The organism is Dendronalium sp. ChiSLP03b, assembly GCF_034531165.2.
Taxonomy (GTDB): domain Bacteria; phylum Cyanobacteriota; class Cyanobacteriia; order Cyanobacteriales; family Nostocaceae; genus Dendronalium; species Dendronalium minutum.
Map to the genome: position 1 here is coordinate 1 of NZ_JAVRBR020000050.1, position 13344 is coordinate 13344.

Below are 13344 nucleotides of genomic sequence, written 5' to 3' on the forward strand. Positions count from 1 at the left end.
GACTCATATTTGATTTTTGAAATACACGTAGGTGCGTTATGCCTCTGGCACCATCCTATGGTTTTGGTGCGTTACGCTACGCGATAACACAACGCCAGTTTGCTCAAGTCGGGAGACCCGCCCACGCAACTGGCTCCCCTACATATAGTTAATTTTTTCATAAATCAAATCGGATTCCCATATCATGAGTGAGAAACTTAGGGAAGTTGGTAATCGAAAAATTACCGCTTCAACAAATAAATTTCAGTACGTACACGTTCGGCGTTCGCCCTTGGCATTGCCGCAGGCTAGCCGTTCCCATACTGCTAAAGCAAAACCCGCAAGGTAGGGGTTGCCGTTCGCGGTAATGTCTCTGAAAGAGAAGGCATAGCCGTGATAATTTTCCAAAAGGATACAGCTGGTCATTCAGATTATTCCTCACTCTCATGATTTTATTGGGTTTATGAGGCAACATTAACCAGGCGTTCGTCGTACTCCTTCTCCTAACGGAGACGCTAACGCGAACGGAGAAGCAAGCTACGCGTAGCGTCTCCGACAGGAGAAGGCATCGCCTGCGAAAAGCCTTGTTTTATCGTTGAGAGTGAGGGTCTAATCCCCTATCCGCTAGATGTATCTTTCTACAGGTGGAAAAAATAACTGGGGTTCTGCAATGCATAAACTAGCTAACGAACCGTATTGAAATATATCTAGTGTATTTACTGAAAACATTCAACTTGATTTTTGCTTAATATGCTGAGGGTAATTTCTGCTAGCTTCTGTTCTCGATCGCGATCGCAACCAAAATACATAAACTCACATTATGTCAATAATTGCAACAGTTTTTCTCTAAGTATACTGTTATTATACTGTTAGTAACTAATGGGAGAATGAAGTTAGCCAATCTAAAACGTATAAGCTTACATGATTTAACTCAAGATATTAAGTATATTATCTTAAGTGTTTCTTTGAGGAAAAAGTTGTGATATTTTTGTGGTCGTTATCTGACTTCAGTAGTACTTGACGCCAAGTTTCACGCGTGTTTTTTTGTCTTCGGAAAATATAAACCTCTATAGGTAATGTCTAACAAAAGCAAAAAGCACATCTTTGGATAAAATTATGCCAAACTAACCAAAAAATAAACTATTGTCTGTCTTTTTGCACTATCCTTACTTTTTGATAGCTAAAAGCACAAATAACGCCACAGAATAGTTCATACCAGCTAGAAAGTTCAACTGTGTAAGTAAAATCTGAGAAATATCACTAACTGTTTTAAGTTGATAGTTGGTAATAGTTAAGAACAAAGCTTAAAATTTACAAGAAAAAAAGAAAAAGTTTTTTACTTTTACAATTACTAAGCACCAAAGAGCAATAAACCAATAGCTAAACTGATTGACTGAACTAAGAATGACTTATATTAAAAGCGCCTTTCAACAATTTATCTCCACTTTAGAGGGGTTTAATCAACTCCCAACTGAGGTGATTGCCAATCTATCAGACCAACTGCAAGCTTGGCGCTACCGCATAGGTCAGAAGATTATTGGTAAAGAAACAATCCCCGAACGAATCACAATTCTTTATGAGGGTCAAGTCCGCTTGTTGGGATACGATCCCCAAACGCAAATACCAACTACGTTAACTTTGCTGCAACCAGGAGCAATTCTGGGTGAAATTAGTTTGTTGCGTGGTGTCGCCTGCGAGATTGCGATCGCTTCTAACGAAGTAATATGTCTAAGCTTGAGTACAACTGAATATTCATATCTTTTGTCTTCCTACCCAGAGTTTGCGAATATCCGCCAAAACCTGGCTAATTTGGTAGAAGTATTTGATATTTTGGGTTTGCAGCTAGAACAGCAAGCTAACGCAGCTACGAATCTCAAAGAACTGACTGACAAAGTTATACCCAACGCCAAGGTTCATTATCTAAGTCCAGGAAAAACTTCATACAGTCAACTAGGCAGCGACAGCATCTGGTTTGTCAGTGGCGGGGGTACAGTCACAGATTTTCCACCTGGTTCTCGCTTAGAACCCATTGATGGCAAAGATGCCATTGAGGTTAAAGGCACAAATCCTGCTCGTTTGATTGGGTTAACTCCATCGGATTTATTGTTTCTAGATAGCGAGATTCATCAGTCGCAACCAGTACAGTTGACTGTCTACGATGACCAAGCAACTGACGCAGATGAAATAGAGATTCCCTACGCATCTGATGAAGAAATTCCTCGTTCAGAAGCTTCGTCAAATGGTAGGCAAAAACACCAAAAATACCCATTTTTCCGTGGCAAAGGAGAATTAAATTCCACCTTAGCCTGTTTTCACATGGTATTGAAGCACTTGCAAGTCCCATTTCGGCGGGAAGTAGTGCGTCGTATCTTGAACGAGCAAATTAAACGCCAAGGTAATGTATCGTTCCAAGCTTGTGCTTACCTAGCAGAATTAATTGGACTCAAAGCACAGTTAATAGATTTACCCGCTGCGGCAGTCACACGCATTCCCACACCAGCGCTGATTCGCTATGGTGATAGTTATGCCGTTTTATATGCAGCGGATACAAATAATATTGTTGTGGGTGTGCCATCCCAAGGAATCGTGCGCTGTAAACCTGCTCAACTACTTGAGCAATTAGATGTTGATGAAGCCAATTTTCCACCTCAAATTCGGGTATTACTACTAGCGGCTACTAAAGAAACACCTCAAGAACGCTTTGGTCTGCGGTGGTTTCTCCCCTACATGTCACGCTACCGCCGAGTGTTGATAGAAGTCTTTATTGCTTCTTTCTTTGTGCAGTTGGCGCAATTGGCAAACCCCTTAGTTATTCAGTTAATTATCGACAAAGTAATCGTTCAAAATAGTATTAGTACCCTGAATGTTTTAGGTATATTGCTATTAGTTGTAGGAATATTTGAAGCAGTCCTGACCACATTGCGGACTTACTTATTTGTCGATACTACCAACCGTATAGATATGGGGTTGGGTTCGCAAATTATTGACCACTTACTACGTTTGCCGTTACGCTATTTTGAACGTCGGCCGGTAGGTGAATTAGCCACTCGCATTAACGAACTAGAAAATATCCGGCAGTTTCTCACCGGTACGGCTCTGACAGTAGTGTTAGATGCTTTGTTCTCGGTGGTTTATATCATCGTGATGCTGTTTTATAGTTGGCAGCTCACTTTAGTAGGTTTGGGAACAATTCCGGTCTTTATCATTATTACTTTAATTGCGTCTCCCACTGTTAGCAGACAGTTACGTAGTAAAGCCGAACGCAACTCCGAAACGCAATCATATTTAGTTGAGGTAATGTCCGGTATTCAAACAGTGAAAGCGCAAAATATCGAATTGCGATCGCGCTTCTCCTGGCAAGAGCGTTATGCTCGGTATGTAGCTGCTGGCTTTAAAACTGTTGTCACTTCTACCCTCGCTAATTCCACAAGTAGCTTTCTCAATAAACTTAGTAGCTTGTTAGTTTTGTGGGTAGGCTCTTATTTGGTACTCCAAGGCGATTTAACTTTAGGTGAATTAATCGCTTTTAGAATTATCTCAGGTTACGTCACCAGCCCGATATTGCGCTTGGCTCAACTTTGGCAAAGCTTCCAAGAAACTGCATTGTCTCTAGAGCGGTTGAGCGATATTGTCGATACACCACAAGAAGCTGAAATAGACCGCAGTAATATTCCTTTACCCGCAATTGTCGGCTCAGTCAAATATGAAAATGTTTCCTTCCGATTTGCGCCCAGTGGCCCCATGCAACTTGCCAACGTCAACCTAGAAATTGCTGCGGGTAACTTTATCGGCATTGTCGGACAAAGTGGCTCCGGTAAAAGTACGATGATGAAGTTATTACTGAGGCTATACGAAGTAGAGTCTGGCAGGATCTTAATTGATGGTTACGATATTGCCAAAGTTGAACTTTATTCGCTGCGGCGACAAATTGGTGTAGTGCCGCAAGAACCACTGTTATTTGATGGCACAGTTCAAGAAAATATTGCGCTGACAAATCCCGATGCCACAACAGAAGAAATCATTGAAGCCGCTCGCGTTGCTGCTGCCCACGAATTTATTATGAACTTGCCCAATGGTTACAACACGCGGGTAGGAGAGCGTGGTGCTGGACTTTCGGGGGGACAACGACAAAGAATTGCGATCGCTCGTTCTATTTTACAACGACCAAAACTATTAGTTTTGGACGAGGCAACCAGTGCTTTAGACTATCCCACAGAGCGACAAGTCTGTTTGAACTTAGCTAAAGCATTTCAAGGTGATACGGTATTTTTTATCACCCACCGACTCAATACTGTTAGCAATGCAGATATTATCGTTGTGATGGATAGTGGAAGGATTATAGAACAAGGAAATCATCAACAACTAATGGCTGCTAAAGGTCATTATTATTACCTGTATCAGCAACAAGAAGTAAATTTGTAGGTAGTTCAATCGCTGATGACTTTTCAATTCAATATCCAAAAAGCCAAAAGATAAAATCACTATGACTCAAGTTAATGGAAATCGCCTGAATGGCCATAATGGCAACGGCAAGAATGAAAACGGAATAAAAGCAGATTCACTAGTACTTGCATCTCAAGTAAAGATTGCTAAAAAGCCTTTAGTTAACATCAACGATAGTACTTTCGATCAATCCGTTGTACTACGTCAATCTCCAGTGTGGTCGCGCACAATCATGCTAACTCTGGTAGGCTTAGCCTGTGCTGGAATTGCTTGGGCCTGTATTGCCAAAATAGAGCAAGTAGTACCTGCAACTGGTCAGTTAAAGCCTGAAGGAACAGTTAAAGAAGTTCAAGCTCCTGTTAGTGGAGTAGTGAAAGAAATTTTTGTCAAAGATGGACAAGCGGTTAAGCCAGGAGATCGGCTGTTAACTTTTGAAACCGTGGCTACCATTGCCCAATTAAAATCTTTAGAAAAGATTCGGACTACGTTAACTCAAGAAAACCAGCTTTATCGCCGACTGATGGGAGCTAGTTCTGCCGTAGCATCTGAAGCAGATTTTTTACGTAATCGATTGCCTAGGGATGCTGCTTTTTTATTGAAAAGTAGAGCAGCATTAGTTGCAGAAAATGAATTGTTGCGTACTGAATTAAGAAACTCTACTAAGGGTGTAGGACTGGGAGTTGATGAACTACAACGTCTGCAAGTATCTAGACTAGAATTAAATTCTAGGGCAGCAGCAGCACAAATGGAAGTTGAAAAAACTAAAAAACAATTTACTCAAAATGAAGTCAAACTAGAAGATACTAAATCTAGTTTGGCTATCCAGCAGCAGATTTTGGATAGACTGAAAATCTTAGCAGAAGAAGGCGGTGTATCTCAGCTGCAATATCTTAACCAACAACAACAAGTACAAAATCTGGCAGCAGAAGTAGCTCAATTAGTTGAGGAAAGGCAACGCCTCCGGTTTGATATCGAGAAAGGACGGCAGGAGTTAAACAATACTGTGGCTGTTTCTGGTAAAAACATTTTAGAAAAGATAGCCAATAACAAACAACGCATTGCTGACATCGATAGCCAATTTATGAAAATTGTGCTAGAAAATGAACAAAATTTAGCAGATACCAATAGTAAAATTTCGCAAGCTCAACTAAATTTCAAATATCAAGAAGTTGCTGCTCCTGTAGCAGGGACAATTTTTGATTTGCAAGCAAAGAATCCTGGATTTGTGGCTAACCCTACTCAAAAACTCTTGCAAATCGTACCTAATGAAAACTACATAGCTGAGGTTTTTATCACTAACAAAGATATTGGTTTTGTACGGAAAGGAATGAAGGTTGATGTCAGAATTGACTCTTTTCCTTTCAGTGAGTTCGGCGATATAAAAGGAGAATTAATTGGGATAGGCTCGGACGCACTACCACCAGACGAAACACATAAGTTTTACCGATTTCCAGCAAAAATCAGGTTGGATAAACAATCTCTAGATATCAAAGGTAGAAGCATCTCGTTGCAGTCAGGCATGTCAATTAGCGCCAATATTAAAGTACGCGAAGAAAGAACTGTCATGAGTCTATTCACCGAACTGTTTACTAATCAAGTTGAGAGTCTGAAAGAGGTACGATAGTAAGAGTCAGGAGTCAGAAGCCTGGAGTTATTCTCCTTGTCTCTCTTGCTCCCCTGCTCCCCCACTCCCTTCTTATGGTGTACCCACAGCGCATCGAACCAACTACCGGACAAGAATCAGTTTGGGATTACCCCCGTCCTCCTCGCCTTGAGGATACCAGCAAACATATCCAGATTCTGTTTAATGACGTAAAAATTGCAGATACCCACAGTGCTAAACGGGTTTTAGAAACTAGTCATCCACCCAGTTACTACATCCCTCCTGCGGATATCAAAATGGAATATCTACTGCTAGTGCCGCAATCGAGTTTTTGCGAGTGGAAAGGACGGGCTGGTTACTATACTATTCGTGTAAGTGATAAAGAAGTGCAGAATGCTGCTTGGTTCTACTCCAACCCGACACCAGCCTTTGCAACTATCAAAGATTATGTAGCTTTCTATGCTCATCTCATGGATGCCTGCTACGTCAATGAGGAAAAGGTGGAACCGCAACCAGGTAACTTCTACGGCGGTTGGATAACTAGTGATATTGTTGGGCCGTTTAAAGGTAGTCCTGGTACTTGGGGATGGTAAAACATATTAGGCATAATGAGAAGGATGAAATAACAGCAGCAGTAAATTTTATACACATTCTCAGCCTAAATTAATTTTATTGAGGGCATAAAGCTTTAAATTGTCTTTAGAGATGAATTTGAAGATATTAAAGCTATGAAGTTTAAGCATTTAGCCATTCTAAGTATTATTATATTTGCTACCTCAAATACAGGCTGTACAGAAAAGATTACCTCCAACCAGACCCAGACTCAGACTCCAAACACCAAAGCTGTAGCCGATGGAAACTTCAAGGCTAGGGAACACCCAACTCAGGGTAAAGTCAGCGTCATCACTGAAAAAGGGAAACGCTACTTGGAGTTTGACCAGAATTTCAAAACTGATAATGGCCCTGACTTATTTGTGATTCTGCATCGTTCTGATGCACCACCAGTAAATGGGATTCAAGAAAAAGATTATGTGAATATTGCTCCACTACAAAAGATTAGCGGTACTCAACGCTATGTCTTACCTGATAATGTGAAACTGGCAGAATTTAAATCTGTGGCAATCTGGTGTCGCCAATTCAATGCTACTTTTGGTTACGCCGTTTTAAAAGTATGACTGATGACCAATAACGGATAACTGAATTCAACAGTCCCTCACTATGATGATTTAACAAAGTGCAATGGCAGCGTCACTGTCACCGTTGTGCCAACATTTTGCTGGCTTTCTAATTGAATTTGACCTCCATGTAGCTCTACACACTTTTTCACTATAGTAAGTCCCAAACCTGTTCCTTGAACTCGTCCTACATTACTGGCACGATAGAAAGTTTGAAATAGATTAGCTTGGTCTTTGAGGGGAATGCCTACTCCTTGGTCTTGAACTTGTAAAGTTGCAATGCCATCTTTGCAGTTCAAATCAAACCGAACTATGCTCTGTTGGGGAGAATACTTAATGGCATTGGATAGTAAATTGGTGAAGATGCAAGTTAGCAAGTCTTCATCCATTTCACCTTGGGCAGATTCACCTTGATAGGTAAAGTTAATAATATGCTGGCAACCTACACCGAATTGAATAATTTCTGTAAGTTCGCGACAAAAGTTTTCTAAATTTAAAGGGGCAGGTTTATATTCAAGTTTCGCTGCTTCAGTTTTACTTAGAAACAATATCTCATCTAAAAGCTGAAGCATTTGTTTAATAGCATTGTTAATCCGGTCAAAATATTTAGTTCTCCGCTCATTAGTCAATTTATCGCTATTAAATTCAATAATTTCTATAGCCATCCGAATAGTGGTCATGGGGTTGCGAAACTCGTGGGAAACCATTGCCACAAAGTTCGACTTTAGCTCGTTGAGTTCTTGTTCCTTTGCTAATGCTTGACGGATACGTTCCTCACTCTCCCGTAACTTGTTGAGAATTTCTCCCCGTTCAATGGCATAGCGAACAGTACGCACTAACAGTTGTATTGTAATTTGGTCTTTGACTAGATAGTCTTGTGCGCCTTCTGCCAACGCTTGCAGTGCTAAATCTTCATCATCAAGCCCTGTTAAAACTACAACTGGAATATCGGGTATTGCTAAACGATATTCTTTCAAAGTGTCCAATCCAGTAGAATCCGGGAGGCTAAGGTCTAACAGAACTATATTAAATTTGCGTTGTCTTTTACTTTCTAACTGAGACACATCAGATGTGAGCATCGAGCTTTTGAGAGTAATATCAATTGCCTCAGATAGTCGCTCAACATGTGTCATCTGCCACTCTTGCTGATCTGCACGCGAAAAGACTTGACGTAGCAGTCTGGCATCACTAGGGCTATCTTCTACCAGTAGAATGTGAATTTTTATCTTTACCATAGAATACGGTTGTATAAATTTGCCCAATAATCACCTGATTTTCTATTGGTTAGAAATCGCTTAATCTTAATAGTTAGCAAGCGAAATTCAACATTCTTAAACCTAAGGCTCTCGTGGTAATGCCACTGCTGCCAGCCAGAAATCTTTAATCAACTGCACAACCTGAATGAACTGGTAGACATCAAGAGGCTTTGTTACATAGCAATTGGCACTGAGATTATAAGAACGTAAGATGTCATGCTCATCAGCTGAAGTTGTTAGCACGACAACAGGAATGCATTTGAGATTTGGGTCTGATTTGATTTCTGTAAGTACTTCGCGTCCATCCATTCCTGGTAGATTCAGGTCTAGCAAGATTAAGTCTGGACGGGGAGAATCAGCGAACTCTCCTTGCTGTCGTAGGTAGTTCATAGCAGTTTCACCATCTTCTACCCACTGCAAATTGTTGGCGATTCTGGCATTGACAAAACCTTTAATGGTAAGGTTAGCGTCACTCGGAGAGTCTTCAACTAGCAAAATTTCAATGGGTCGGAATGCTTGATTATTCATCATCCGTTTATTAGGCGTATGTATAATACACACTTTATAAGGTAACCTAATTCTCTTTGAGCGTGAGGTAAAAAATTGTTCCTACACCTAGCTGAGATTCAGCCCAGATTCGACCGCCATGTCGCTCAACAATTTTCTTGCAGATAGCCAAACCAATGCCTGTACCAGGAAATTCTCGACGGGTATGAAGGCGGCGGAAAACCTCAAAAATACGGTCAAGATATTGAGATTTGATACCAATACCATTATCTTGTACCCAAAAAAGCCATTCTGAGTGAGGAGTATAGACGCGATTAATCGCGTCTCTACAAGATTTAATCGCATCTGTACAAGAGTTAGGAGTTAGGAGTTCTCCTACTGCTCTCTTCACTGCGCTGATGTGAATCTTTGGTGGCTCTTGTTTGCGAAACTTAATGGCGTTGCCGATGAGATTTTGAAATAACTGTACTAGTTGGCTTTTATCTGCGAGTAAGGTTGGTAAAGAATCGTGAGTAATGATGGCGTTGCTTTCAGCGATCGCTACCTGTAAATTAGTGAGAGCTTGATTGAGTACAACATTGCAGTCGGTGAGAGCAAATTGTTGAGGGCGAGTCCCCACACGGGAATAAACTAGCAAGTCTTGAATCAATTGCTGCATCCGCTTTGCCCCATCCACAATGTAAGTGAGATATTCTTGGGCAGATTCGTCCAGACGGTCTTGATATTCCTGTCCCAAGAGTTGGGTATAGCCTGTGACAGCTCGCAATGGTTCTTGCAAATCGTGGGAAGCTACATAGGCAAACTGCTCTAGTTCTCGGTTAGAGCGTTTTAGCTCCTCATTCAGCTGCTGTAATTCTACTGTCCGCTCCTCAACTTTGATTTCTAGTTCTTCATTCGACTGTTGCAATGCCTCCTCAGCAAGTTTGCGAGGGGTGATATCTTGGAAGAAAATTGATAATCCCTCGACTGAGGGGGAAATACGATTTTCAAACCAGCGATTCCACGGTGGATAATATTCTTCTATCTCAATTATTCGCTGTTCTGCCACAGCCTGATGGTAGGCGTGATAAAACTTTTGTCCTACAGCTTCGGGGAATTCTTCCCAAATGTTTTTGCCAATCAAGTCTTCAGGGCGACGCTCAAAAATTTGTCCGGCTCGTTGATTAATATAGATGAAGCACCAATTGCGATCGAGGGCAATGAAGGCATCTGTAACCGTCTCTAAAATATCTGCTAGTTTTGCTTTTGCAGCTTGCTGTTCTAGACGAATCGCTTCTTCAGATAAAGCCTTGTTAATGCGAATTTGTTTTTGCAGTAGGAAGTAAACTATTACTAAAAGAATAAAACTCAAACCATACCCCAGACTCACCACAATGATAATTTGAGAAAAACGAGCATCTGTCACTGCTGTCCGCTGTTGCAGTAAGGTTTTTTCTTCATTTTCCATTGCTTGGTAGATGGCCTGGAGTTTTTCGCGTAGGCCTATACCCCGAACTGTAAAGGCGATTTGAGTTGACTTATCTAACTTGTTTTGTCTGAATAAGCTGATTGTCTGCTCAACTAGGGTAAATCTTTGTGCAATTAGGAGTTCAAGTGCGTCAAGTTTGTGTTGTTGGTTGGAGTTATCCCTAGTTAACTGCCGCAAGGTTTGGAGTTCTTGAGGTACTTTCTGCTTCTCCCTCTCGTAGGTTTCCAGGTAAACTGCCTTGCCAGTGAGAACGTAACCGTGTCGTCCAATTTCGGCATTGGTGAGACTAGCCTCAAGCTTATCTAGGACTTCTAAGATTTGATAAGTATGAATTATCCATTGTTTTTCTTCTCTCAATCTTTGGCTACTTAGATAAGAAACTGTCCCCACACCACACAGTAGCAGTAGTGCTAAGCCAAAACTGCCTGCAATAAATTTTTCTGAGAGTCTGTTCATGGAGTACTCGCAAGAGTGCAGCTAATAACCCAATCAGATTTAATCTAATGGCAAGCTACCATCAAATCCTGAATAAAATGATACAGCGATCGCGGTTACACATGAGTGTAAAGTCATGTTAATAGCAGTTTTGTTTATGCATTGCAGGCATAATTTTTTGCGATGGAATAAAATTGACGATCGCCTCTGCTATCAGGATTAATATTTTTGCAGCAAGTATGGTAATTCAATAATCACTTCTGTTTCTTGATTTAATTGCGACACAATTGTTATATTGCCTTGATGTTTTTTGATAATTTGATAGGAAACACTTAAGCCTAAACCTGTACTACCAACAGATTTAGTAGTAAAAAATGGATCGAAGATTTTTGTTATATTTTTATCTTCTATTCCTATTCCATTATCAATAATTTTAATAAAAATACTATTCTTATTATTTTTTGTCTGTATGATAATTTTTTTATTTACCTTTTCTTGCTGGAATTCAAGAGCATCTATTGCATTGACTAAAACATGCATAAATACTTGATTTAATTGCCGAGAATAACACTCAACTAATGGTAAGCGATCGTATTCTTTAATTATCTGGATAACTGGACGATCGCGATTGGGATTGAGACGATGTTGTAGCAGCAATAAAGTACTATCAATTCCTTCATGAATATTAACTTGTTTTATCTCTGCTTCATCATGGCGAGAAAAATTTCTCAAAGATAAAACAATTTCCTGAATTCGATTAGCCCCTGTATCCATAGAAGTTATAATTTGAGGAAAATCTTTAATTAAATAGTCAAGTTCAATTTTTTCTGCATAAGTTTGAATGTCTGGATCTGGATAGCATTGCTGATAGCGAGAGATGAGACTGAATAAATCTTCTGTATAGTTTTTGACATGTGTAAGATTAGCGTAAATAAAATTAATTGGATTGTTAATTTCGTGAGCTATTCCAGCAACCATTTGACCTAAAGATGACATTTTTTCTGTTTGGATTAACTGTAATTGAGCCATTTTTAAATCATTTAAAGCTGTATGTAATTGTTCGGTTTTAATTTCTAGTTCATGATTCTTTCTTGAAAGCTCTATTGTACGTTCTTGGACTCGTTCTTCCAAGGTTTGACGAGCAAGTTCTAATTCTTGAGTGCGTTCCGCTACCCTTTGCTCTAGATTGTTGATTAAAGTTCTGAGAGAGTTAGCCATTTCTTGGTAGGCATTAGCTAACTGTCCAATTTCACCACCATTTTTAATATTAGTAATAGGACTATTTAAATCACCTTCCGCCAAAGTTTGACTACGCTTTGCAAGTTTAATAATTGGGTAACTAATTTGTTGAGCTAGCAAATTAGCAACTAACACTGATAATAATACTGCTAAACTTAATCCCAGTAAAATTAAGTGGGTAAGAGTTTCTTTGGCTTCCTGAAAGTATTTGGCTACAATTTGCAACTTGACAATGGCAATGGGCTGATTGCCAGAATTGATAGGAGCATAAATTGTATTTAATCCTAGCTCTGGTTGAATACGGTAAACTGAGCGCCTATGGTAAATGTTTGGTAGAATTATAGAAGCAAAATAGTTTTTCTCCCAGATGTCTGGTTTCCAATCAGAACTACTAGAAACTATAAATTTTCCTTTTAAAGAAATTATTTCCAGTCTTGTAGTTGGCTGTGAATAATTTAAAAATTGTCGCAACCATCCTTTATCCATTAACTGTCCTGCAATTAAAGTCCCCGATGGCTTTCCAGTGCCGTCACTTTGGTAAATTGGTGAAATGCTCAATAATACTAGCCCTTGCGAACCTGTATCAATCAACTCTTGAGATAAATTATTTTTATTGTTTAAATATTTAATTTTTTCTTGAACAATTGGTAAATTTAATATTTTTTTACTTCCAGCTTCGCCAATAATCTCTTCATTGGGCAAATGAATCACTTTTACTATATCGATATCAGTAGAAAATAAAAGTTGCTCGGAAACTTCTTTGTCGATCCATACACGATTATCAGTTTTAACCGCATTATATAAATCAGTCCAATTAGCATAACCAGAAATTAAGTTTTTTAGTCCTTTTTCTGTGGCAGCTGTGTATCCACGAAAAGCTAAAACTTGGTCGTTAAGTCGAGTTTTTTCTAGTTCAATGAGTGGTTGTTTCATTAGTAGCCAAGCTGTAATACTTAAAACTAAAACTGGTAACAAAGATGCTCCACATGTAAAAAATAGAATCTTTGGCTGAAGTTTTTGCAGAAATTTTAGTCCTTTAAGCTTTATCATCCGCAAGTACCTTTGAGGAATTATTTTGGATTTTTAATCCGCTTGATTTAAGCAACGCAGATGTTACCGTACCTAACTTTGAAATTGAAAGCTTTACCAATAAGGTAGTTTCTGAGCAATGAAGCGATCGCCTCGACTATAGCGTTTAACCTTGCGAGTAAAAGCGATCGCTTTTTTAGTGAAGCTGGC

General features: G+C 39.6%; 9 protein-coding genes. 5 read left to right on the forward strand and 4 right to left on the reverse strand.

The annotated features are described in order from the left end of the window. The first annotated feature begins 184 nt into the window (after window positions 1–184). The 5 genes from RMY31_RS12800 to RMY31_RS12820 all read left to right on the forward strand — a co-directional run bounded on the left by RMY31_RS12800 (window position 185) and on the right by RMY31_RS12820 (window position 7200). Window positions 185–328: a hypothetical protein gene (locus RMY31_RS12800; protein ID WP_322657640.1), complete on the forward strand. Its 144-nt coding sequence runs from the start codon at window positions 185–187 to the stop codon at window positions 326–328. Window positions 329–1383: 1055 nt separating this feature from the next. Next, window positions 1384–4401, forward strand: a complete 3018-nt coding sequence (locus RMY31_RS12805; protein WP_322657639.1) for a peptidase domain-containing ABC transporter — start codon at window positions 1384–1386, stop codon at window positions 4399–4401. 61 nt (window positions 4402–4462) lie between these two features. Next, complete coding sequence (locus RMY31_RS12810; protein ID WP_322657638.1) at window positions 4463–6046, forward strand: HlyD family efflux transporter periplasmic adaptor subunit; 1584 nt, start codon at window positions 4463–4465, stop codon at window positions 6044–6046. 74 nt (window positions 6047–6120) lie between these two features. Continuing rightward, window positions 6121–6618, forward strand: coding sequence for a DUF427 domain-containing protein (locus RMY31_RS12815; RefSeq protein ID WP_322657637.1), 498 nt, complete (start codon window positions 6121–6123; stop codon window positions 6616–6618). A gap of 135 nt (window positions 6619–6753) precedes the next feature. Then, entirely contained in the window at window positions 6754–7200 is a 447-nt protein-coding gene (locus tag RMY31_RS12820) for a DM13 domain-containing protein (protein WP_322657636.1), read from the forward strand. 41 nt (window positions 7201–7241) lie between these two features. Here RMY31_RS12820 and RMY31_RS12825 read toward each other — a convergent pair whose 3' ends face one another. From RMY31_RS12825 to RMY31_RS12840, 4 genes are all read right to left on the reverse strand, one after another. After that, a complete protein-coding gene (locus RMY31_RS12825) occupies window positions 7242–8435 on the reverse strand; it encodes an ATP-binding protein (protein ID WP_322657635.1) in 1194 nt (397 codons plus the stop codon). Between the two features lie 102 nt (window positions 8436–8537). Further along, a complete protein-coding gene (locus RMY31_RS12830; RefSeq protein ID WP_322657634.1) occupies window positions 8538–8987 on the reverse strand; it encodes a response regulator in 450 nt (149 codons plus the stop codon). 43 nt (window positions 8988–9030) lie between these two features. Continuing rightward, window positions 9031–10887, reverse strand: a complete 1857-nt coding sequence (locus RMY31_RS12835) for a sensor histidine kinase (protein ID WP_322657633.1) — start codon at window positions 10885–10887, stop codon at window positions 9031–9033. Window positions 10888–11085: 198 nt separating this feature from the next. Then, window positions 11086–13155, reverse strand: a complete 2070-nt coding sequence (locus RMY31_RS12840) for an ATP-binding protein (RefSeq protein ID WP_322657632.1) — start codon at window positions 13153–13155, stop codon at window positions 11086–11088. Between the last annotated feature and the right edge of the window lie 189 nt (window positions 13156–13344).

Bases quoted from the DNA above. Each gene is read 5' to 3' on its own strand.
- RMY31_RS12800 (WP_322657640.1), top strand. From the start codon at position 185: ATGAGTGAGAAACTTAGGGAAGTTGGTAATCGAAAAATTACCGCTTCA.
- RMY31_RS12805 (WP_322657639.1), top strand. From the start codon at position 1,384: ATGACTTATATTAAAAGCGCCTTTCAACAATTTATCTCCACTTTAGAG.
- RMY31_RS12810 (WP_322657638.1), top strand. From the start codon at position 4,463: ATGACTCAAGTTAATGGAAATCGCCTGAATGGCCATAATGGCAACGGC.
- RMY31_RS12815 (WP_322657637.1), top strand. From the start codon at position 6,121: ATGGTGTACCCACAGCGCATCGAACCAACTACCGGACAAGAATCAGTT.
- RMY31_RS12820 (WP_322657636.1), top strand. From the start codon at position 6,754: ATGAAGTTTAAGCATTTAGCCATTCTAAGTATTATTATATTTGCTACC.
- RMY31_RS12825 (WP_322657635.1), bottom strand. From the start codon at position 8,435: ATGGTAAAGATAAAAATTCACATTCTACTGGTAGAAGATAGCCCTAGT.
- RMY31_RS12830 (WP_322657634.1), bottom strand. From the start codon at position 8,987: ATGATGAATAATCAAGCATTCCGACCCATTGAAATTTTGCTAGTTGAA.
- RMY31_RS12835 (WP_322657633.1), bottom strand. From the start codon at position 10,887: ATGAACAGACTCTCAGAAAAATTTATTGCAGGCAGTTTTGGCTTAGCA.
- RMY31_RS12840 (WP_322657632.1), bottom strand. From the start codon at position 13,155: ATGATAAAGCTTAAAGGACTAAAATTTCTGCAAAAACTTCAGCCAAAG.